The sequence below is a fragment of the Pseudoalteromonas sp. TP27 genome (assembly GCF_056470645.1).
Genome location: NZ_JARDAK010000025.1, coordinates 14,159 through 34,142 on the forward strand (window position 1 = coordinate 14,159; position 19,984 = coordinate 34,142).

The following is a 19,984-nucleotide window of genomic DNA, read 5'->3' on the forward strand; positions in this document are numbered from 1 at the left end:
CGTTTAGCGGTAATAAAAAATATCTCCCAATAACTGACCATCCATGTAGGTTTCAATCCACTTAATCGTGCCGATGCAGTCTTTAGGACTTTCTCGCCTGTCTTTGTCCCATTGACATCTTCTGTTCTTAATTAAGTGTTCAGGAATGGTTTTCCATGAGGAGCAGTAACGGTTATTGCTGTTGGAGCCTCCCCATTCTGTACAGACTTGGGTTTCTCGAATAATCGCCGATACGCCATCGATGTACGTCATTTCGCTGATGTGTGTACCTTCGGGAATTTGGTCTTTGTGAACCATGCAACGAGCAAAATCAGGAAGAGGGGGCTTATGTTTCTTGAGTCGTTTTTTTAACGCAGATTTTGCGCCCTTGCATTCCGAGTCAATAAACCCTGTTGGGGCGCACATCCAGATATTGCATTCATCTTCACTGAGGGCGAACGTTGGGGCTGAGGCGAACACCATCACCCCCATCATCACGCCTTTAACAAGCCGTGACGTCATGGCTAATCCTCTTCGTGTGGGTAAATTTCAATCTCAACACGACGATTGTTTTTACGGCCAATGCGTGACCAATTATTATCTGCATAATCCGTTGCAGAGGCGTAATTGACGTAAATCAGCGTTGGGTCAATGCCGTTATGAACAAAGTAATCACGTAAGAACATGGCACGAGCCATAGCGACTTTCTTATCGCTGTCTGTTGGTCTTACCCCATCGGTTCGACCGAGTAGATTAATGCGCGTTGCTTGTTTTGCGTCTTTTAAAATACTGTATCTCAGCTCAGGCGTGACCGTGAGTTTCGATACGTTGTAAGGGTAGTAAACCTGATAGAGTCGAGGCGTCACGTTTATCATTGGTGACGGAAAGTTATTCTCAACCAATTGCTGAACTTTGTAATTTAACGAGGCAATTTGTTTGGATTGCGCGTTAATGGTTTCTTGCTGTAAGTCGTTAATTTGGTTTGCTTGGCCGTGAATATCAGGTGGCGTGTTAGAGCAAGCCGATACTAAGACGGCCAGCGTCCCAACAAAAAGAAGTTTGCTGTGTTTCATGAGTAAATCCTTGTTATTTAAAAAGAGGAGGAAATAAAAAAGCTAGTTACTTTTTCACATCGAGTTTTTTGATCTTGATAATGGCTTTACCGACCTTGCCTTTATCATCTTTGAATTTAACGCCACACACATGACATTGGTGAGCGTTGCCTTTTTTGCCCTCAAACGGTAAGGCAAACCCTGTACAGTTTGGTTGTGGACACGCTGGCGCGGTTGATTTTGATAACGTGAACGGCTCTTTTCCTGATTTCAAATCATCAATTAAGCCTTGTACGGTTTTTTCAATGGCGGCCATGAAGGTGTCAACGCTGCATTCGCCACGCTCAACCACATCGAGCTGTTGCTCCCAAATCGCGGTAATGGCTGGATCACGAACTCGATTCGGCAGTGCCATAATGAGCATTTTTGCCAGTGGCGTACTGACAATGTTTTTGCCTTTGGTCGTGAGGTATTCACGCTCTTTGGCTTTTTCGATAATACCAGCGCGTGTTGCTTCGGTTCCTAGCCCTGCGGTTTCTTTCAATTTCGCTTTAAGGGCTGGATCGGTTACGTCTTTACCAATGTTACACATTGCCGAGAGTAACGTACCTTCGGTGTAAGGTTTCGGGGCAGAGGTCTTTTTACTGAGAACATCGGCCGAGGTGCAATCAATGGCTTGGTCTTTGGTTAATTCTGGTAATGATTGATCTTCACCCTCATTTTTCTCTTTACCAAGAACGACACGCCATCCCTTTGTGATCTCAATCTTGCCCGTGGTTTTGAACTCATGCTCACCCGATTGAATTTTAATCGTCGTGTTGTCGTCTTCGGCTGTTGGGTAGAACTGAGCAAGGTAGCGGCTGGCAATGGCGGTATAGACATTGTGCTCAGCTTCACTGAGTTCTTCTAAGTCAGGTGCGCGAGTGGTCGGAATGATGGCCGTGTGTGCTGCGCCTTCGAGTTTCTTATCATTCCAACACGGACTACGTAGGCTTATATCAGCATCACTTGCCCATTGTGCTAAAGGCGTATCGTTAAGCCCTTCAAGGTTATCAATGATTAATTGGATCTCATCTTCTTTGTTCGTGGATAAGTAGTTCTTATCCGTTCGTGGGTAAGAAGTGATCTTATATTTCTCATACAAGGCTTGCGCAATATCTAGGGTATCTTTTGCGCCATAACCATACTTAGAGGACATCGCTTCTTGCAAGGTTCGCAATGAGAAGGGCAACGGTGGTTGAGATTTCGCTCGTTTGGTTTCGCATAACGTCACGACAGCGGATTGACCAGCAAGATTGGTGATCATGCTTTCGGCACTCTCTTTTTTCTCAATACGCGCCTCATTTTGTAATTTGGCCTTGAACGGCATATCAGCATGAGTAAATTGAGCTTCCACTTCAAAGAAGTCTACAGGCTTGAAATTAGCGATTTCAATATCACGCTTAACCACTAATTGAATCGTTGGGGTTTGAACTCGTCCAACGTGAAGCACATTGTCATGGCCTTTACGTCGTGCCAGAACGGAACAGGCGCGTGTCAGATTCATACCAAGTAACCAGTCAGCCCTTGAACGGCATAGAGCCGCATTCGAGATAGGTAGACGTTTGCTGTTTGGCTCTAAGTTGTTGATGGCGGTTTCAATGGCTTTAGGGTTCAAGTCATTAATCAGTACACGCAACGCATTCTCTTTAATATCATTGGATACGTTCGCGTATTCAATGACTTCATTGACCAGTAAATCCCCTTCTCTATCTGGATCTCCAGCATTGACAAGAACGGTGGCTTTTTTGATCTGTTCGATAACCACATCAAGTTGTTTTTTTGATGAATCCGTTGGAATTAAGATCCAGTCTTTCGGGAAGATAGGCAAGGTATCGAATGACCATGATTTGTATTTTTCGTCATAGGCTTCTGGCTCAGCGAGTTCGAGCATATGACCGTAACACCAAGTGACAACGTCACTGTTTTCACAGGTAATGTAGCCTGTTTCTTCTTTTACGACGCCAAGAGAGGCAGCAATAGCACGACCTAAAGACGGTTTTTCTGCGATAAATAGACGCATGGGTATTTCCTTATTTTTAAAAGTAATTAAGAGAATTAACACTGAGGGGGTAAAACGTTGAATGGGTAGAATGAAACGGATTGAGACATCATTAATCGGTGGCGTATTCAATATCCTCCATTACTGATTGCATAAGCCCACCAAAATTCCCTTTGGGTTCGGTAAGCGCCCCTGTTTGGCCATATTCCATTTTTAGTAATTCATTGGTGATTTTTTGCTCCTGAATTAACTGATGTTGTAGAGCCATGCTTTTGATTTGGTTTTGTTTAATTTCAGCGACATCACTCTGACTTGAACAGCCAGCCGTGATAAGCACAAGAGCGAATAATGGAATGTATTTCATTAGGTTCTTCTTTTTTATTTAGGAGAGGATGCGATTAGCTATCTAAGGCCAATAGTTCTTTTAAGCCAGAAAGAGAGCGGTTGTTATGTGCGAGTTTTCGTAACTCTTTTAGTCCGTGGCAACTTTCATAGCCGCATATATTACAAACGAAACATCGATTTTCAGTACAATAATGAGCACTAGGATGATCGCACTCTAGGTTAGTTGATAAGCAATGTTCACATTGCTTCGCTGACTCTTCGGTATCATCGTTAGGCAATGTAACGTTGTTACAATCTACACATCGTTGTGGCATTGTGTGCCTCCTTTGGTCATTTTTAATGACGTTAATCTATAGGTGAAAAATATATTAACGATTAACCAATAGATCCAAATCACAGGGGAAAGACTGACTATTACTTCAAGTAGTGAGTCTTTGTTTGCGTTATTTTGTTCATAACCAAGTAAGAACAGTAAGAGATAGAGCAGAGGGAACAACACGAATGACACTTTTAAAAAACTTGCGAGATTTTTGAAAATAAAATCGGTTGGTTTGTTTTTATCGTTTAGCCATTGATAGGCCAATGGTATTTTGTCTTTTGTTCCTATTGCTGCGACATAAATAGAATAAGACAAAAGGGGGTAAAAGATGGCATAACTCATGATTAAAGATACGTCATAAGCACTCGTTACTATCATTGGAATAAGATAAGCACCAACAATAAGAACGCTATTTTTTAATAGAATTGTATTCATATGATTTCATCCATTCAGGTTTTTGCCGTAAGTAAGTGATTGGTTTTTCTTCGTTGGGTTTGACGCCATGCCTCAATGTGTATAAATACGATAAATAATTATCTAATGTGGTTGCGTGACAGCATGAGAACTCGCCTTGTGGTGAGGAGAAATACCCTGTTGCGAGTTCAATGTTTCCTAGCAACTCTCGATATTCATCAAGTTGCTTTTCTATTCCCCCACGATGCAAATCTAGCGATCCAGTAAGAATTACGTTATCAGGTAATAGTTTGAACTTTTGCAAGAGAGTGAAAAGTTTCAGTTTGAAATTGTTCATATTGCGTCCCCGTTCTTATTGTTCTAAACAAATCATTACACGTTCAAAAAATGCAATACTTTGTGACGGTAGAATATGTAATTGGTTGGGTTCGGGGCATGATTGTAGCCATTGGTAATAGATGATATGGAGAGTGATCATCAAAATGATGGCTAATACATAGAGTGATTTTTTTGTTCGTTGCGCCATAAATAAGTCTCTACAAAATAGGAGTTATAAACACTCGTTGCTATTCTTCAACGTGTATAAATACGATAAATAGTCATCTAGTATGGCAGTATGACCGCGTGAAAACTTGCCTTGCGGTAAGGATACTAAATCAACTTTTTCTAGTAGCTCTCGATAGAGTTCAGCTAATTTCCCAATCAAAACCATACGATGTAGTTTTGTGCTTTCGATAAGCGCAAAGGTGATGATTAGTGTATCGGTGACGGTGATTTCAGGCTTTTGCTTTATATGACCAATTAATGTGATGTGATTGAATTTCTCGTTGATTAATGACACTAATTGATTAAAGGCATTTGCACAGGGAGTTTCTAATGGTTCTTGATTTTGTAAGGAGAACGCTTCGTAATATGGTGAAGCCATCTTTATTACTTTCTGCTCCCCTAAGCAACTAGAAAGCATTCGGCAGTTTTCATTATCACAAGACGTAAATGTTTTTAATTTGTCTGACCAGACGCCACATCCTTTTTTAGAAACCCCGTGATGTATGTTATTTGATAATTGATTGATTTCTTCGATAGAGGCGCGCTCAATAAATGGCTTTAACTCTTTTCTGTATAGTTTTCTTATGGTGTTTAAGGTGACGTGGTTGAATTGCTTGTTGATTTTCATTTTGTACCACCAATAAAAAACCCTCTGTAAAAGAGGGTTTGAAGTGTTGCCTAGAGCAAGTGCTTGTACTTACTAAAATCTTGCTCAGGCATTTTTAATGGTGGTTCTTCTTTTGGAACTTTCTTTTTCTGCGTTTTGTTATTTGTCATGAACTTCTCTATTGATGATAAGCCACGGTTGCAGAGTAAAAGAAACCAGAAAAACCACAACGATATAATTGTGTTCTTTATTTTAAGATCACACTTTATTTTAGGATTTGAATGACCCCTTGAAATCCCTCTACAACCACTTCGGTTGTGTAATGATCTTTACCATTTTCATCTTGCCATTTGGTGGTTTTGTTCTTGCCCTCTAGATAAATCTGAGTGCCTTTTTTCGCTTTATCTTTAATGATTTCAGCGAGCTTTCCAAACACCACAACTTTGTGCCATTCGGTGCTTTCGCGTTGCTCCCCTGTTTCTTTATCGCGCCAGTATTCCCCTGTGGCCGTGGTAAAGGTCGCAATGGGTTTGCCTGAGTTGTTGTAGCGAATTTCTGGATCTTGTCCAATGTGACCCAATAATGTGACTTTATTAACGCCTTTTGCAGCCATAATGTGTTTCCTTATTGTTTAAAAATCAGGTAAATCGTTATTGTCATAATTCGTCTCTAGCTGAGACGCATCGTAATGTACTTCCACTTCTTCTACTGGCAATGGTTGATCTAATGGTGATTCAAACAACGGTTGTGATGGTTTAGGTTGAATAAACTCTAACCGTGGAATATCTATCTGTAGCTCCCTATCTGAAATCACATTATCGAGTTGAGTTTTTGTAGGAATGCCTTTGATTTTTCCTAATGTAGGCGACATTGCCTTTAGGTGGTCAATAAAAGGCGATTCTTGAAAGTAATGGATTTTGTCGCAGTAAATTGGTTTTTTACCGCGCAGCATTATGATCACTTTATTAAACGGCATTTCTTGCAATTCTTGAGGGAGCATAAGGGCGCGTTTGCCCTCACTGGTTGTAATACTTCGCTTTCCTTGACTGACTTGAACGCTTTTTACCTTGACCGTTTTGTTACCCAAAAACGTTGAAATATCTTCTGCATCTTCATTTTCAGGCGTAAAAAATAGGTGAGCTTCATGGTTCCCGATAAACGTTCTTGCGGTTTCTTTACCGTATCCCTCTGGCTCTTTGGCTTCAACCTGTGCTGGATTTTGAACGATGGTCAGCAGTTGTAAGCCATACCCTGCAAAGTAGTTGTTTGATTTGGCGATTATCCCAGAGCGACCCATCGCGGTGAACTCATCCATAAGTAGCAAGACTTTGTATTTCAATTCCTTATTTTGCTCAGGCAATTCTTTTGTGTTGATGTTGATTAATTGACTAAAGAACAGATTCAAAATACGGCCAGCCACAGGAATGTAGTCAGGGGTAATACCTACATAGATGGTCATGCGTTTTCTACGAAGATCATGAAAACTAAAATCACTGTCACTGGTGGCCGCATCAAACACGGGGTTATTCCAGTCAATGAGAGCCGCTTTCATGGTGTTCATTACGCCTGATTGCCCTTTGTCTTCATCAAGAGCCAGAAAGTCCTGAAGGGCTTCACAACAATCGTTACTTAAATCTGAACGAGAGGACAAAATCCCCTCAAGATGCTCTTTCAGGGTTTTGCCCTTCCCTTTGGATTGCCTGAGTATTTCACCTATCGTAAAAGGCAGTATCGGGGTTTGTTTTACGTATAGCGCAAGCCCGATAAATAAGTTCTGCGCACTAGAGGCAAAATATTTCGAGGTAGCATCGCCATCGGTAGGAAAAAGCATTTCAGCAATCGTTAATAAGTCAGGAACGGTTAAGTGCCCATCACGAACCACACTCAGCGGATTGTATCGATGCGTTTCGCCTTGTTCATCAAAGGGGTTAAACAAGTACACGTCTTGTTTTAGTACCACTTTTCTAAACTTTGAGGTGATAGCGAAGTTTTCTTTTTTAAAGTCGGTGACGACGCAGCTACCAAACCATCGTAAGAGATTGGGGATGATAACCCCAATGCCTTTACCTGTTCGGCTGGCAGCGGCTAAGAAGACAAAAGCAGAACCCATGTAATATAAGAAACGTTTTCCAGAGCGTCCGATTAATATCCCTTTTCCATCATCGACATTCTTTTTTTTGGTGAGCGCGTAGCTGTTTGTTATTTCAGAGAGTTTCGCCCATCGTGCCGAGCCGTGAAGTTCTTCTTTGTCATGTTTGGCAAACAGAAGCACGACAAGTGGTGCGACCACGGCTATTCCAAACCCAACAAGCAGAGAAAACGTGAGTGATTTTTGATAGCGGCTATCGTCATGATAATCACGCCATTGCTCAATGATGGTATAGGGCGTCACGGCATCGATGTTTGCCCCAAAGAGCATGAAATAAGTAATTCCTGAGATATAAAGCCCAAGTCCGATAAATAAAGGACTTCCACAGGCAAAAAAGAGCATTTTTTTGTTCATATTTAAACCTTTTGGTGATAATTGATAAGCTCATTTACATTTATATGAGTTTAAATTTTATGTTAGTAGAGTGTGTTGAATGCGGTAAGGAATTATCGAAGAGTGCTGAAACGTGCTCTAATTGCCATTCCACAGATCCCTTTGAGATTAAGAAGCGTAAAGAAATATATAGCCGAATATTTGGAGCTATTATCTTTACGATTGGTTTAGTTAGTTTTATTTACTACATGAATGAATTTGGATGGCTTAACTATATCCTTCAGTAGTTCTAATTCATGATCGACCCGTTGTCGATGCCAGCCTAAATACCACCAACCTTTGCGTAAGTAATCTTGGCGGTATAATGGGGAATACAGACTAAACATAAGTTCGTTCTCCCCATTAAATACACCTTCAACTTCCCACTGTGTGTAATGCCGTTTATCTTTTCGTGACTCTCTGCATTGCTCTGATAACCACGCTGCAAATTCTATCGGTGCTGAAAAGTACACATACGGATGATGATCGCGGCCACTGCAATGACCTTGGCATGAGGCGACGGTCGTGACGCCCTCAATGGCATTAAATGCTTCCACTAAGTCAGCTATTCTTGGATCGACTGTGCTGTAAGGTTGGTTTTTTTGTTGCTTTGGCATGATGAACCATTCATGCAACAGGGATTTAAAATTACTTATCATTCGGAGTGACTCCCTTAACCTTGGCTTTTCGTGCGTGAATTTCTTTTGCTATCTCCTCACAATCACCAATCTCGTCTGGTGCAATTGACTCTTTTTGAGCGTTGAGACAATCTGCATATTGCTGTTCTTGATACTCAAGGATAGATCCAAGTATGGGTACGGCCATCGGTGTCAGTACAGTTGCATGACTGTATGGTGAAATGATGAATAACATCATGCACAGTGTTTTTTTAAACATATTTTTTCCTTAACGTGATCTACTCTTTCTTTGGCTTAAACCACACTTCCGTTATATGGCGACCAATTGGATTGTCCGAATGAACGTCATTGTCAATGTGAATGACAATATCAATCACCTGATGAAGCAGTTTCATGATGATTTCATAAGGCAATGAGACGGCTTCAGGGTTTTTCATTGCCATTGCGACTAATCGCTCAAAGGTCAGTGCTGCACTGCCAGCATGACAACTGGTGATACTTCCCCCATGACCAGAGGCCGCAATATTCACAAAATCAAAGGTTTCTGCACCACGTAATTCTGCAAGTAAGATGCGGTCAGGCTTCATGCGTAAACAGCTTTTTAGCAGTTTCCCAGAGGTGATAGGGTCGTTTTGAGTCGCTTCACTTGGGTAAAACAAATGCACCTTGTTAGGGGTGTTTAGCAAAAACAGCTCATGAACATCTTCAATGGTGATGATGCGCTGATGTTGTGGAATTAAATCGACAAGCATCTTCATGAAGGTGGTTTTACCTGAGCCTGTCCCCCCTGCTATCACAATGTTTTTTTGAGCTAGGATTGCCAGTTTTAAAAACTCAGGTAAATCGGAGTCTTTCAATGCCAGCAGTGTTTCATCGATAGGAGATAGTTCTTGGTTTGGTGGTATTACATGATTGAAAAACCCATCCTGAATATAATCACTTAATGTTCGTTGGGTCATGTTGGGTTTTCGGATAGTGATACTTAACGTGTCAGGGCTACAGGCTGGTGGCATGACACACTGAATACGCTCCCCCTTGGGTAGCGTGGCCGATAATATCGGCTGGTTAATCGCAATCTTTGTATCACAATACGATGCGACCGCGGTCGCCATCGAATTAAGATAAGTAAATGAAAGCGCGTCACAAGAATGGCTCGTCCATTCGTTGTGTTTTTCAATCCAGACCTCGAAAGGCTTGTTGATGGCGATTTCGGTGATGTCTTCGTCCTCAAGCCAGTGCTTGAGGGGCGCAAACAAGTGATTGATTGAGGTGTCTTTTCCGATGGTGTTCATTATCGTGCCTTTAATTGGTAGACTTTGGAGAAATCAATATCACGGGCAATGAAAATGCCGATACGCTCACCTTGGTTCTTGTGAAACGTCGGTGGAATATTGATGGTGTTTTTAAGTGCTTCTGCTGCCATGTTTTGCGCAGCGTCGGACGAGCTTTCAAAGTTATTGACGCTCTTACCGCCACTGGTTGCCACATAGCCTGCTAAATCATCGACCAGTGATAACATCATTGCCCCACCGAATCGTGCCCAGAAATGGGTATCCACGTAGCCATCCACGCCCCCAGAGCCTAAGCTGTCGGTGGCAGGTGATGCTAAATCAACAACCACACCGTGAGGGGTTTTTACTCTGTCCCACAGCACAAACAATCTTGCTTGCCCTTGTGCGACGTTAGCGCGATATTCCCCTGTCACTTCAGAGCCGCGCTCTAGCAATAACGTATTGCCGTTATCGCTGTAAATGTGACGGGTTAATGTGCATTTTGTCATCCCTGCTAAAGTCGAGTTCATGCTTGTGTTTAACACACAATCAATGAACGCTCCCTTTGGCAGTAAGTAATCTCGATTAAACAACACCGCAGCCACAGAGTTCTGTGTTTTGTTGGTATTAAGCATCGACGCTATCCCTTGGTTGTTGCCTTCATCCTCTTGAGTATCAAAGTAGGAATTTGATGATGAATTACCATTGGGAGCCGTTGGGTAGGTCGGGTACGTTGGCGTGAGCTGTAACCCTCCTCCACTTCCATTGCTTTGACTGGCAGAGAGTGACGATTTACTTTTGTCTATCTGAGAGACAATCCGTTTAGTGGCATAGCCATTAGTCCCATCGTAGGCATTATCGGGTGGTGCGACCTTAGCGGCTGGTGCATCGACCTTATCGCTTGTTTCTTCCTTTTCCTTGTATTCTTCCCCTGTATCCTCTGGCGTTGGTTCATCTTCTTTGACGTCTGATATTTTATCGCTTAGGTATGAAAACGTTTTTCTCAACTGAGAAGTTGAGTCAGAGGGTTTGTGGGTTGAGGTATTGAGATTGGTTTGTGATGAACTGGTTTCCTTTACGGGTTCATCGTTGGGAGCAAATACCACCCATAACATAACGAGAAACAGTACGACACAAAACACCGCAAATCCTGCGATTTTCTGAGTGCTGTGTTTTTTTTTGTTAGTGCTTGGGAGGGCGTCAGTTTCGCCCTCTAGGTGCTCTTCTTGGCTCATGGGGTATCAGCTCCTTTGACTTCACGAACTACGTTGTTGATGGTGGTTCCTGTGGAGTTATCTACGCTTAATGTATTAAATCCTTGGTTGGTGATACCAACCACGGAATCATCAAGACGCAGCACAAATTGTTTAGCGATACGTTGGATAATGACCGTATCAGGATGGTTAATATCAATGTTGATATTAACCAGTGTTTCTTGTCCTGTTTCGGACACCATAAAAATAGCCGGTATCTCGCTGTTCTTTTTGAATGACAAGTAGGTGAAGCGGCCATTATCCCATGCACGATACGGGGCGATGTTTCTTGAGTTTTTCCCAACCTGCTGAACGTACTTCCAGTTCTTTGTCTCAATGGCAGAGACGGCCGCGACTTTGGCTTTCACCAGTTTTTCTTTTTCGAGGGCTTTTGTGGCAGCAACCTTATCTTGAACCACTTTTTCAGTTGGGTACTGAAACGACAAACGATAGGTATTCTGTCTGCGGCCTTTGTCCCCACCAGCTAGGCTGAGAAGAAAACTGTAATTGCGCTTGTTGGTGACAATAATCAAGTTAGTTTCCCACTCCTTCGTTGGTGGTATGGAAATCTCTTGCGTGACTTCTTGGCCGCTTCGGTCAATCACGGTTTCCGTCCCTGTGATTGACCTTGCTTTAATGAATAAATGATTTTTCTGTTTTACGAACTCCCACCCTTCTGAAAACCCAGAGTGTTCATATTGAATGACTTCATCTTTATCAAACACGATGTGTGTTGCCATTCCGATGTAGGCGGTGATTTCGACTACGTTGTTGGCTTGATAATCTGAGTATTGAATATTGGAATCGAGGGGGGATTGAACGGGTATATCAAGAGCAAAACACGGTGTTAACACAAAACTGCTTAACCACCAGAATGAGATTTTCATCGTTGTTATTCCATTAATTCAGGGTCGAGTCGATAACTGACCACCTCAAACCCTAACGGGTTTTTAAGGCGTTGTTCGTCGCTTTGTGCGTCGGTTTTGTACTTAAAGCCAAGGGTTGCAATCCATGTGGTTGATTGCCCTTTGCGCGAGTCTTCAACCGAGCTGAGGGTTTGTTCAAATCGCACCGTGGCAATGTTGTTTTTGATGATAGGCTTGCTGAGTAAGCGAACCTGAGCTTTAAAACGTTTACCCCAGACACTATCAAGGGCGTCGTCGCCTTCGTAATTCAGGGCATAATCACGACCAACGTCAGGGCTAGACATTAATAACGTCGTATCGTAACTGTCTTGAATGGTGTACCAGTCATAGACTTCACGATTACGAACGTAATTACCTACCCAAAACGCATCCAGTGCGTCTTGCTTACTGATGGTTTCTTCACTGAGCGTGGTCAGCAGTTGGGTATACCCTGTCACTTCATTCACCATTGCGACATAAGGCACTTCGGTTTTCAGTGGCATAAGCAGCACCAGAGCAACCCAAGAAAGCCCCGTTAATGCACAGGCTCCTTTGGTGATGTTCCATGCTCGATGCTCAGAGTTGGCTATCATTAAGGATTTTGAGGCTTCAAAGTCCAGTGCATCCGTTTCTGTAAATAGCTTGTCTTGCTCTTTTTTAATCAGTTCCATTAATCACCTCAATGGCAGCGCGTTCATAAGAGGGTTGAGCGTTAGGCGTTGGTGAGCTGCAACCGCTTAGCAGCAATGCACCAAGGCACAGATAAATGAAGTTATTCATGAATAATTCCTTGTTTACGTTCTTTATCGGCTTGTACTTTTTGAAGAAAGAGAGGTATCCAATCACTAGGTTTTTCCCCTACTTCTTCCAGAGCTTCATCTAAAAATGGCAACTCTTCTAAGCTGGCAGAGAGCAGCGTTAGCTCGTCTTTCATGTTTGGCATGGAGAGTGAGCAGATAGCGGATTGTCCCCCTTGCTTGATAAGGCATAAGCGACTCTTTTCCCCAAACGATTTGAGTATTGAAAACTCTTTGTCACTCAATCCAAGCCCCGTGATGTATTCGTCTCGCTTAGCTTTCGGGTTGGGTAGATAGATTTCAGTGGCGCACGATTCAATCAAGGCGGAGCCTTGAGGTGAACCCAATAAGGACGAGGGTAATTGCGTCGCAAATACCCCAAAGCCATTCTGTTTACGAATTGTCAGTTGCTTGTTTCCCACAAACTCAGAGAAGGCTTCATCATTCACCCACTTCCACGCTTCATCCATGACATAAAAGAATCGACGACCATCAATGACTTCATCCATTCGATGTAAGAGATAAAGACTAATTGGGGTGCGAATATCAAGATTATCTAAGAACTCAGTGCCATCAATACCGATGTTGGTTGCGCTATTAAAATCCAACAAATCCGTAGGGTTATCAAAGACCCATTCAAATTCACCGCCCTGACACCACTTATTCAATCGTATCTTGATGCTGTTTTTTAACTCTTCATTTGACGTGCCAACCGCAATGTTTTGATTAATTACACTCAATCGACGCAAGGGCTTATCCATTGCCATGACGGTATCAACCGCTTGACTGATACTGCGCTCATCAAAGGGCGTGAGAGGCTGTTGTTTGGTTTCAATCAATGACCTAACCCAACGCTTAATAAACGAGATATTTTGCGCGGTAGGCTCCATTTGAAGCGGATTGAGTCCCGTAGGCGTTCCGTTTTGAATGCGAAGGTAGTTACCACCAAGGGCGCGTATCATGACCTCTGCACCACGGTCTTTATCAAAAAAGACCGTACTGAACGGGCTGTTTTTGGCGTACTTTTGGGCTTGGCAATAGAGTAAAGCAAGCGCAACGGTTTTCCCTGTCCCTGTTTGACCTATGATGCGCGTATTACCCACGGCCTTGTCGGTAAAGTTGTTTTCATCAAGTAAGGTGGAGTGAAAGTTAAAATAGAACGGGTGGTTTGAGAGCGTAATCAAACGAGTCAGCGCATCCCCCCACGGATTCCCTTCTTTTTTACCGATTAAGAAATTATGAAACGGAACCAAACTGGCAAAGTTGCGGCTCGTTAGGCCAACCACGCGAGGGCGGTATTTCCAGTTCGCTGGCAGTTGAGCAAAGAAAGCCGCGTCTGTGGCGATTTTAATCGGCACACACAGCAACTCAGCATTACTTAATTGCGTTTGCGCGTCACTTCGATGCTTGCGAACCGCATCAATCGACTTACCAAATAGCAGTAACGAGAAGTGATACTCCCCCATAGCAAAATGCCCGTCATGAACGTCGTTTGAGGCTTGGTCTAGGTCTTGAATTTGAGTGATTGCCCCATCCCCTGAGCTTTTACCCCGTTGCTTTTGGGTTTTGATGAACTTGGCGGCCACTTTACGAGTAAAGAAGCTAAAGGATTGAGTGAGAACAAATTCAAAGTCACTGTAGAGCAAGCCATTAAGCATTCCGTTGTAAGACGACGAGCCGTATTCTTTAATGTCTAGCCCTTGCGCATAACGAGTGCCTGAAATCGACTCTAACTCAATCGTGTCAGAGCCAACTTTTATCCATGCGTTACCAATGGCGTGTTTAATTTCCCCATTGGGCTTACGAACATTGACCCATTCATGGGTCAATAGGTAATTCAGCAACGTTAAAGGCTCAGACAATACAACCCCGTTGGCATTGGTGTGGCAACCAAGTGTGGTTGCCCCGTAGTTGTTTAAGGTGTTTTTAATCAAGTTACCCACCTGATTAAACCCATCCATGCGCTCAACCAGTCGCGCTTTAATCACATCCAAATCACGACTCAGTTTATTGAGCTTATCGGCACGTTGAATGACCGTGACGTATAACTCATTGACCATGACTTCATCCCCAAATTGGGCGTTATAAAGTGAATCAATGTGAGCACTAAATTCTTGGGTAAACTCACCATTGATGGTGTGCGTGACTTTTTTACGAATAATGTGAGTCCATACACTCACGTTTGATTCTGATAAGCCTTTGTACAAGGTGTTTAAGCGTTGATGCAATAACTCTAATTCATCTTCATCTTTTGTCTCAAAGGCAATCCCATCGAGGCGATAGGTTTGAAGTAATGCTCCATCGGTCGTAATCAGAATGGAATCGGTTAGGTGACTGGAGTAAGGGACGAACGATGCGAGAGTAACTTCTTTGTTGATGGCGTTGGCGTATTTTGAGGCGTTCATAAATGATAAATACCTTGTTATCTCTTTTTAAATGACAGAGGGCTGTAGATTGCTTTCCCATAGAAAGCGTGGTTACGGTGTGTTCGACGGCATTTGAATCTCAGCCCATAAAGACTGAGATTCGCATCATCCAGTTTGGTGATAAGCCGCAGAGCAAGGTAGTTCGGTATCACTAACGCCATGAGCCACAATCCAAAGCCAAAATACACCGCATACATACCCATCAAAAAGATAAGTGTGTTGGACAGCATTAATGGAACCATTGGTACTGAAAACAGCATGGCAGGGCGTGTACAGGCTTTAAAAATAGGCTCAGACATAACGATGACTCCTACGACGCAAAGTAACGGGCAATCTCAGCCGCGCCACCGATTAACAACGAACCCGCTAGAATTTTCCCCACTTCTTTAACATCCCAATCAGTGAAGAGAACTTTGTAACCTACCCACATGACGGCCAAGGTCACGGTTGCAATGGATGCACCACGTAAAATATTAACGAGGTTATTCATAAAATCATCGAATTTCTTTAAACCGCCAGCGTGAGCCAGTTCAGGAAAGAGAGCTAAACCTAAAGCTAATAAACAGAAAACCCAAAAGAGAGGGCTAACTAACGGGCGTGACGGTACGTATGAAACAGGACTGTTCATATAAGGTGTTTCCTTTATTTAAGTGAAAAGAGTGAAGAGAACTAACGTCGCTTCGCTTTGTTGCACCCCAATTCCCAATTATCATTCTGATAATCGGAAATTGGCGTGTTAGGTAAAAGCAGTGTGTATCGATGCCAGTGAGTTAATGGCAGTGATTGGATGCTAGGTACACGTAGTATGTATTTTTGGATTGCCAGTAATAAGCATGACCACGGTTTTGTGTAGAACACAGTGGTTGAACTTTCTAAAACGATGCCTTTTTTATTCAACACGCGCCCAAAATATAAGGTATTTCGTAATCCATTCTCTTTAGAGAATAACGGTGATTCTAATATTACGGTATGAACACCAGTCGAGCGTAATTCATCAAGAACTAAGAATAAGTCGTTGTAAACGTCACGGGTTAATGGTTGTGACAGGGTCGCTAAATGAAGTTGGACACGATGCCTATCAAACACGGAAGGCACTATTACCAGTGAATCCGTAAATCGTGAACGCATTGAAAAGCCGTAACCGTAATGAAAAATCAAGAACCCGAAGACCATCATAAACCACAGCAAAGTAAATTCAGGTAATAGGCCAATTAACATAGCCCCTATTGCGCCTGTTTTTTGAATACGATGGTGAGTATCGTGAATGGTGGAGTGTGCGGTTTGGATTAGGTAGCTAAGGTAGAGAATACCGATGAACATGATGGTGCTGCCAATCAGTTCAACGAGTAATGAAAAAGGGGTCATATAAGTCTCGCGTAAATGACAGGAATAAAAAAAGCAAACCTGCTGGTCTGCTTTTTTGGGTAGATTAAGGGTGATGGTTATTTTTATTCTTTGTTGTATATATCAACCAACACTGCTTCTTTTTTACAGATGAAGTCTGACTCTTTGTTTTTGTTTACGTCTTTGTTCCATGACGCTAAGGTTTCTAATGAGGTAAACCCATGTTTTTCATGTTTTGCATTTAACTTGAATGCAGTCAGTCGTAGTTGTTTACCTCTTTTCGTTACCATATTTATTTTCTTCTGATAAATCCAAGGCCAAGTAAGCCGATGATTGATAAGAACCCAAGGCTACCACCGCTGTCACCGCCTGAGTCTGGCGTTGGCATCACTTCAGGTAATGGCTCTGGTTTATTTAATTTAATAAACTCATTATTTGATAGCTGGATTGCGCCTTCTCCACCGTTACTTTCTACGACGATAGTACATTTTTCAAAAGGAAGAATTTTCTCTTTTGTGAAACAAGTACTTTGGTCTCGAACAATAAAAGCGTCATCTGTTACGTTTGATTCTAAGCTAAAGTTCACACCGTCAGTATTGCTGTGTAATGATTGAATGGTGATGGTTGCCGTACCATTAACGTAAGCTAATGATGGGTAGTGCCATGCGTTGATCTCACTTAAAAACCAATCTTTGATAGGAGCAAGGCGAGTCGCAGTCATGCTGTGATTTTCACGAACGGTGCTTGATACACCTACAATATCACCAGCAGAATTTGTCCACGGACCACCTGAGTCGCCCCCTTGCAAATAACCATTTCCAGTATCAACACTTTCGTATAAATACCTAAAATTAAACCCTGCGTCACTCGCGTCATTAACTATTTGTGAACGACCTTTTTTCAGTTGGGCTGTACCACCGAAGCCATACATGGTTACGGTATCTCCAACAGCAATTGGATCGCTGTTTAAGTTTGCGACGTAGCGAATGTCTTTCGTGTCGTGCGCACGCTCTAATTCCCAAATCGCAATGTCTGATGAAAATCGGTTTGTATCATCAAGAGGGTATACTGTGTGAGCAAGAACGTTAATAAAATCTCGATTAGAAAACCCAACAACAGGAGTACCGAAACAGTGCCCAGCAGTCAGTAAGTATTTGCCGCCAATAATGGTGCTTGTGCAATCCATTGTTGCCATGTTGGTGTAGTCTGAACGTTCTAGTGGTTTTCCATCAACGATAGCCAATGCCGATGATGAACATAATGTAAGTAACAAAAGGGCTTTTTTCATTTTTATAATTCCATTGTTTTGATCGATCTATTTTACTAAAAAGCCCTACCTACCGCAAGATAAATAATTAATTATATTATCCTTTTATGATGTAAGGTAAACCACGTACAGCATCGATGATGTAAGGGTTCTTTTGTGTGTTGTTCGCCAGTTGATGAATGCGTGTTGGTGCGGTGTATCCCCACCGTTTTGCAAGGGTTGTCGGTGTCCATCCTTTTTTTGTGTATTCGTGTTTAAATTCTTCGTTTGTCATGATTGTCGCCCCTTGTGTGGTTAATTATGATTAATCATACAAGGGGGAGGGGTTATATCAAGTTATTTCTTATGAGCTGTAATTTGATAACGAAAATGATACGAAGAGGCTCGTTGCCAGTCTGCGCATATTCTGGTTGCATTATTAGTTGTTAGTTTTTGAGCGACCCCGATAGAGTGATTTCGAGCATGGTCGTTTTGGTCTTTATATGTGCCTACAATGTTAATGTTGTGAGTGGTTATATTTGATCCTTCTGGCGGATACACATTCGTACAAGGGCTTGTTGAATACCCGTTGTACACAATCGGGGGGCTTTGTGTACCGACCGCTGCATCAACGTCACTTTGAGTAAATCCTTTAGTTGAGGGATTATGTGGGTTTGCAGCCGCTAAATTACGCGCATTTTCTAATGCCGCTTCATAAGTGACTTTAGCCAGCGCGTTACCACTGGCGATAGTGAGCAGTAACCCTAAATAGAGTGTTTTTTTGTTCATAGTCATGGTTGTACCTTTTATTTGCATTGTAAAAGTGCCGTTACTTTCCCAAAATGGAGCGTAGCAGCGCGGTTTGTTACTTTATTTTTTGCGCCTACGTCCAAGCCGACTTGAACATGAGTTGGGGTTTCAGCCTGAAGGTAAGCGCGTTGTAATCCTGTGAGCAAGTAATTGCGTTGTGGATTAATTTCACTGATGGTGAAGGTTGACTCTAACGTTGTTCCTTGTGGGCATGAGGGCTTTTGTAGCCATTGACCATGCTCTACGGTGTAAATGTGAGTGAGTCCTATTGCTACAGATTGTTGCGTTCCATCACTGTTTTTTATGGTGTAATCCTTTGCGTTTGTGATCGCATGATTACCGCCTACATCCCAATCCCCCAGCAACGTTGAATCATCCCCACTGCGCTTGACGAGTGATTCATACGCAAACGCTTTATCAGGACGGTCGATACGTAACGTAATTTTGTCCTTTTCATCATCAATAATGATGTTTGGCATTTTGGCGAACATTTGAAGCGTCATTTCTCTTTCATACTTCAAGGCTTCATCATTTTTGGGAGGTAATTCCATATCTAATTCAGCTCGCCAGTGCGTAGGATTAACCACGCTTGGAAGAGGGACTAATCGGTAATCGTGCGCTGTTATTTCTCCCCACGGGGTTTGATTGTATTTAAAACAAAGCCCTTTTTTGTTGTCCTCGTCTGAGCACAAGGGTATGTAATCCCCCTCTAAATCACTGAGCTTCATAGGGAAAATGAATTGGGTGTTAATGCCTGAGCCTGAAAGATATTGATCACTCATGTAGGCATGGAATTGAGTTTGTAAATACACAATTCGGTTGTAAAACGACTGACTGTTATCTTGTATTTGCTTTTGGGTTAGCATGGCTGACCATTCTCTAATTCCCAAAGTAAGGGCAGCCGCGACGATAGCTAAGGCAACAACGGAAGCAAGGCCGCGCTGTTTACCTTTGGTTTTACATTGTTTTTTCAATGGAACTTTCCTATTTGATGCACCCCGTCGCCACGTTCAAGTTTTGCCAATCGGTCAAGACATTATTTAACGGGTAATGAAAAATCAGCGAGGTGTTGGTTAATTTGGTAGGCGATAAAAATTGCGTCATTTTGTCGATGATTTCTGCATCGTTTGGCGTGACGCTAATTTCTATCCCTGATGGTGCGCTGTTGGGTTGCGCTCGTTGAAGATACCGAACCTCATAGGTCGCTATCCCGTCATTGCTTGGTGTGTCAATCAGTGCCATCGTCAATTCAACTTGTGGTAAGCATCGACTGAGCGATACTTGCTCAGCGTAATGCAGTGCGCTGTTGTGTTGAATTTCTTGAACGGTGTGATTTATCCTTGTTGATAAACGATAATCGGCCAAGGCATTGAGTAAGGAGCTGGTGACAAACACCAAAGCAATGAGGGAGAACGAGAGATAAAGCAGATATTCAACGCTGATGGAGCCACGTTGAGCGTGTCGCATGGC

27 protein-coding genes are annotated in these 19,984 nt (G+C 42.6%); all 27 read right to left on the reverse strand.

The features are described from left to right. Positions 1-3: 3 nt before the first annotated feature. The gene (locus PX700_RS19500) at positions 4-501 is read right to left on the reverse strand and encodes a hypothetical protein (protein WP_479521637.1); all 498 of its coding nucleotides are present in this window, start codon (positions 499-501) and stop codon (positions 4-6) included. Between the two features lie 2 nt (positions 502-503). Beyond that, positions 504-1,052 (reverse strand): OmpA family protein, encoded by a 549-nt coding sequence (locus PX700_RS19505; protein WP_479521638.1) that lies wholly within the window; start codon positions 1,050-1,052, stop codon positions 504-506. 46 nt (positions 1,053-1,098) lie between these two features. Further along, on the reverse strand, positions 1,099-3,204 hold the full coding sequence (locus PX700_RS19510) for a DNA topoisomerase III (RefSeq protein WP_479521639.1): 2,106 nt from the start codon (positions 3,202-3,204) through the stop codon (positions 1,099-1,101). After that, positions 3,185-3,436, reverse strand: coding sequence for a hypothetical protein (locus tag PX700_RS19515; protein ID WP_479521640.1), 252 nt, complete (start codon positions 3,434-3,436; stop codon positions 3,185-3,187). Before PX700_RS19515 ends, PX700_RS19510 begins: the two co-directional genes overlap by 20 nt. A gap of 34 nt (positions 3,437-3,470) precedes the next feature. After that, positions 3,471-3,731, reverse strand: a complete 261-nt coding sequence (locus PX700_RS19520; RefSeq protein ID WP_479521641.1) for a hypothetical protein — start codon at positions 3,729-3,731, stop codon at positions 3,471-3,473. Then, the gene (locus PX700_RS19525; protein WP_479521642.1) at positions 3,713-4,171 is read right to left on the reverse strand and encodes a hypothetical protein; all 459 of its coding nucleotides are present in this window, start codon (positions 4,169-4,171) and stop codon (positions 3,713-3,715) included. Before PX700_RS19525 ends, PX700_RS19520 begins: the two co-directional genes overlap by 19 nt. Continuing rightward, entirely contained in the window at positions 4,146-4,487 is a 342-nt protein-coding gene (locus tag PX700_RS19530; protein WP_479521643.1) for a hypothetical protein, read from the reverse strand. Before PX700_RS19530 ends, PX700_RS19525 begins: the two co-directional genes overlap by 26 nt. A gap of 15 nt (positions 4,488-4,502) precedes the next feature. Continuing rightward, entirely contained in the window at positions 4,503-4,676 is a 174-nt protein-coding gene (locus tag PX700_RS19535) for a hypothetical protein (protein ID WP_479521644.1), read from the reverse strand. Between the two features lie 24 nt (positions 4,677-4,700). Next, positions 4,701-5,324 carry a hypothetical protein gene (locus PX700_RS19540; RefSeq protein WP_479521645.1) on the reverse strand — a complete coding sequence of 208 codons (624 nt, stop codon included), beginning with the start codon at positions 5,322-5,324 and terminating at the stop codon, positions 4,701-4,703. A 244-nt stretch (positions 5,325-5,568) separates the two neighbouring features. Then, complete coding sequence (gene ssb / locus PX700_RS19545) at positions 5,569-5,916, reverse strand: single-stranded DNA-binding protein (RefSeq protein WP_479521646.1); 348 nt, start codon at positions 5,914-5,916, stop codon at positions 5,569-5,571. A gap of 18 nt (positions 5,917-5,934) precedes the next feature. Further along, the gene (locus tag PX700_RS19550; RefSeq protein WP_479521647.1) at positions 5,935-7,806 is read right to left on the reverse strand and encodes a type IV secretory system conjugative DNA transfer family protein; all 1,872 of its coding nucleotides are present in this window, start codon (positions 7,804-7,806) and stop codon (positions 5,935-5,937) included. 206 nt (positions 7,807-8,012) lie between these two features. Then, positions 8,013-8,441 (reverse strand): hypothetical protein, encoded by a 429-nt coding sequence (locus tag PX700_RS19555; protein WP_479521648.1) that lies wholly within the window; start codon positions 8,439-8,441, stop codon positions 8,013-8,015. A 31-nt stretch (positions 8,442-8,472) separates the two neighbouring features. Next, entirely contained in the window at positions 8,473-8,721 is a 249-nt protein-coding gene (locus PX700_RS19560; protein ID WP_479521649.1) for a hypothetical protein, read from the reverse strand. A gap of 19 nt (positions 8,722-8,740) precedes the next feature. Next, complete coding sequence (virB11, locus tag PX700_RS19565) at positions 8,741-9,754, reverse strand: P-type DNA transfer ATPase VirB11 (RefSeq protein ID WP_479521650.1); 1,014 nt, start codon at positions 9,752-9,754, stop codon at positions 8,741-8,743. Continuing rightward, positions 9,754-10,968, reverse strand: coding sequence for a type IV secretion system protein VirB10 (gene virB10 / locus PX700_RS19570; protein ID WP_479521651.1), 1,215 nt, complete (start codon positions 10,966-10,968; stop codon positions 9,754-9,756). Before virB10 ends, virB11 begins: the two co-directional genes overlap by 1 nt. Further along, positions 10,965-11,873 carry a P-type conjugative transfer protein VirB9 gene (gene virB9 / locus PX700_RS19575; protein ID WP_479521652.1) on the reverse strand — a complete coding sequence of 303 codons (909 nt, stop codon included), beginning with the start codon at positions 11,871-11,873 and terminating at the stop codon, positions 10,965-10,967. The genes virB10 and virB9 overlap by 4 nt, the downstream gene beginning before the upstream one ends. Before the next feature lie 5 nt (positions 11,874-11,878). Further along, entirely contained in the window at positions 11,879-12,562 is a 684-nt protein-coding gene (locus PX700_RS19580) for a VirB8 family type IV secretion system protein (protein WP_479521653.1), read from the reverse strand. A gap of 101 nt (positions 12,563-12,663) precedes the next feature. Continuing rightward, positions 12,664-15,093, reverse strand: coding sequence for a VirB4 family type IV secretion/conjugal transfer ATPase (locus PX700_RS19585; protein WP_479521654.1), 2,430 nt, complete (start codon positions 15,091-15,093; stop codon positions 12,664-12,666). A 17-nt stretch (positions 15,094-15,110) separates the two neighbouring features. After that, positions 15,111-15,413, reverse strand: coding sequence for a VirB3 family type IV secretion system protein (locus PX700_RS19590; RefSeq protein ID WP_479521655.1), 303 nt, complete (start codon positions 15,411-15,413; stop codon positions 15,111-15,113). An 11-nt stretch (positions 15,414-15,424) separates the two neighbouring features. After that, a complete protein-coding gene (locus PX700_RS19595; RefSeq protein WP_479521656.1) occupies positions 15,425-15,742 on the reverse strand; it encodes a TrbC/VirB2 family protein in 318 nt (105 codons plus the stop codon). A 41-nt stretch (positions 15,743-15,783) separates the two neighbouring features. Further along, positions 15,784-16,479, reverse strand: coding sequence for a hypothetical protein (locus tag PX700_RS19600; RefSeq protein WP_479521657.1), 696 nt, complete (start codon positions 16,477-16,479; stop codon positions 15,784-15,786). 83 nt (positions 16,480-16,562) lie between these two features. Next, the gene (locus tag PX700_RS19605; RefSeq protein ID WP_479521658.1) at positions 16,563-16,748 is read right to left on the reverse strand and encodes a hypothetical protein; all 186 of its coding nucleotides are present in this window, start codon (positions 16,746-16,748) and stop codon (positions 16,563-16,565) included. 2 nt (positions 16,749-16,750) lie between these two features. Then, on the reverse strand, positions 16,751-17,746 hold the full coding sequence (locus tag PX700_RS19610) for a trypsin-like serine protease (RefSeq protein WP_479521659.1): 996 nt from the start codon (positions 17,744-17,746) through the stop codon (positions 16,751-16,753). Between the two features lie 76 nt (positions 17,747-17,822). Further along, positions 17,823-17,999 carry a hypothetical protein gene (locus PX700_RS19615; protein WP_479521660.1) on the reverse strand — a complete coding sequence of 59 codons (177 nt, stop codon included), beginning with the start codon at positions 17,997-17,999 and terminating at the stop codon, positions 17,823-17,825. A gap of 62 nt (positions 18,000-18,061) precedes the next feature. Next, the gene (locus PX700_RS19620) at positions 18,062-18,499 is read right to left on the reverse strand and encodes a hypothetical protein (RefSeq protein ID WP_479521661.1); all 438 of its coding nucleotides are present in this window, start codon (positions 18,497-18,499) and stop codon (positions 18,062-18,064) included. 11 nt (positions 18,500-18,510) lie between these two features. Next, positions 18,511-19,488 carry a hypothetical protein gene (locus PX700_RS19625; RefSeq protein ID WP_479521662.1) on the reverse strand — a complete coding sequence of 326 codons (978 nt, stop codon included), beginning with the start codon at positions 19,486-19,488 and terminating at the stop codon, positions 18,511-18,513. A gap of 10 nt (positions 19,489-19,498) precedes the next feature. Further along, positions 19,499-19,981, reverse strand: coding sequence for a hypothetical protein (locus tag PX700_RS19630; protein WP_479521663.1), 483 nt, complete (start codon positions 19,979-19,981; stop codon positions 19,499-19,501). Positions 19,982-19,984 lie beyond the last annotated feature (3 nt).

What these genes read in the sequence shown, in the direction of transcription:
- PX700_RS19500 (WP_479521637.1), bottom strand. Translation starts at nt 501, where the DNA reads ATGACGTCACGGCTTGTTAAAGGCGTGATGATGGGGGTGATGGTGTTC.
- PX700_RS19505 (WP_479521638.1), bottom strand. Translation starts at nt 1,052, where the DNA reads ATGAAACACAGCAAACTTCTTTTTGTTGGGACGCTGGCCGTCTTAGTA.
- PX700_RS19515 (WP_479521640.1), bottom strand. Translation starts at nt 3,436, where the DNA reads ATGAAATACATTCCATTATTCGCTCTTGTGCTTATCACGGCTGGCTGT.
- PX700_RS19520 (WP_479521641.1), bottom strand. Translation starts at nt 3,731, where the DNA reads ATGCCACAACGATGTGTAGATTGTAACAACGTTACATTGCCTAACGAT.
- PX700_RS19525 (WP_479521642.1), bottom strand. Translation starts at nt 4,171, where the DNA reads ATGAATACAATTCTATTAAAAAATAGCGTTCTTATTGTTGGTGCTTAT.
- PX700_RS19530 (WP_479521643.1), bottom strand. Translation starts at nt 4,487, where the DNA reads ATGAACAATTTCAAACTGAAACTTTTCACTCTCTTGCAAAAGTTCAAA.
- PX700_RS19535 (WP_479521644.1), bottom strand. Translation starts at nt 4,676, where the DNA reads ATGGCGCAACGAACAAAAAAATCACTCTATGTATTAGCCATCATTTTG.
- PX700_RS19540 (WP_479521645.1), bottom strand. Translation starts at nt 5,324, where the DNA reads ATGAAAATCAACAAGCAATTCAACCACGTCACCTTAAACACCATAAGA.
- ssb (WP_479521646.1), bottom strand. Translation starts at nt 5,916, where the DNA reads ATGGCTGCAAAAGGCGTTAATAAAGTCACATTATTGGGTCACATTGGA.
- PX700_RS19550 (WP_479521647.1), bottom strand. Translation starts at nt 7,806, where the DNA reads ATGAACAAAAAAATGCTCTTTTTTGCCTGTGGAAGTCCTTTATTTATC.
- PX700_RS19555 (WP_479521648.1), bottom strand. Translation starts at nt 8,441, where the DNA reads ATGCCAAAGCAACAAAAAAACCAACCTTACAGCACAGTCGATCCAAGA.
- PX700_RS19560 (WP_479521649.1), bottom strand. Translation starts at nt 8,721, where the DNA reads ATGTTTAAAAAAACACTGTGCATGATGTTATTCATCATTTCACCATAC.
- virB11 (WP_479521650.1), bottom strand. Translation starts at nt 9,754, where the DNA reads ATGAACACCATCGGAAAAGACACCTCAATCAATCACTTGTTTGCGCCC.
- virB10 (WP_479521651.1), bottom strand. Translation starts at nt 10,968, where the DNA reads ATGAGCCAAGAAGAGCACCTAGAGGGCGAAACTGACGCCCTCCCAAGC.
- virB9 (WP_479521652.1), bottom strand. Translation starts at nt 11,873, where the DNA reads ATGAAAATCTCATTCTGGTGGTTAAGCAGTTTTGTGTTAACACCGTGT.
- PX700_RS19580 (WP_479521653.1), bottom strand. Translation starts at nt 12,562, where the DNA reads ATGGAACTGATTAAAAAAGAGCAAGACAAGCTATTTACAGAAACGGAT.
- PX700_RS19585 (WP_479521654.1), bottom strand. Translation starts at nt 15,093, where the DNA reads ATGAACGCCTCAAAATACGCCAACGCCATCAACAAAGAAGTTACTCTC.
- PX700_RS19590 (WP_479521655.1), bottom strand. Translation starts at nt 15,413, where the DNA reads ATGTCTGAGCCTATTTTTAAAGCCTGTACACGCCCTGCCATGCTGTTT.
- PX700_RS19595 (WP_479521656.1), bottom strand. Translation starts at nt 15,742, where the DNA reads ATGAACAGTCCTGTTTCATACGTACCGTCACGCCCGTTAGTTAGCCCT.
- PX700_RS19600 (WP_479521657.1), bottom strand. Translation starts at nt 16,479, where the DNA reads ATGACCCCTTTTTCATTACTCGTTGAACTGATTGGCAGCACCATCATG.
- PX700_RS19605 (WP_479521658.1), bottom strand. Translation starts at nt 16,748, where the DNA reads ATGGTAACGAAAAGAGGTAAACAACTACGACTGACTGCATTCAAGTTA.
- PX700_RS19610 (WP_479521659.1), bottom strand. Translation starts at nt 17,746, where the DNA reads ATGAAAAAAGCCCTTTTGTTACTTACATTATGTTCATCATCGGCATTG.
- PX700_RS19615 (WP_479521660.1), bottom strand. Translation starts at nt 17,999, where the DNA reads ATGACAAACGAAGAATTTAAACACGAATACACAAAAAAAGGATGGACA.
- PX700_RS19620 (WP_479521661.1), bottom strand. Translation starts at nt 18,499, where the DNA reads ATGACTATGAACAAAAAAACACTCTATTTAGGGTTACTGCTCACTATC.
- PX700_RS19630 (WP_479521663.1), bottom strand. Translation starts at nt 19,981, where the DNA reads ATGCGACACGCTCAACGTGGCTCCATCAGCGTTGAATATCTGCTTTAT.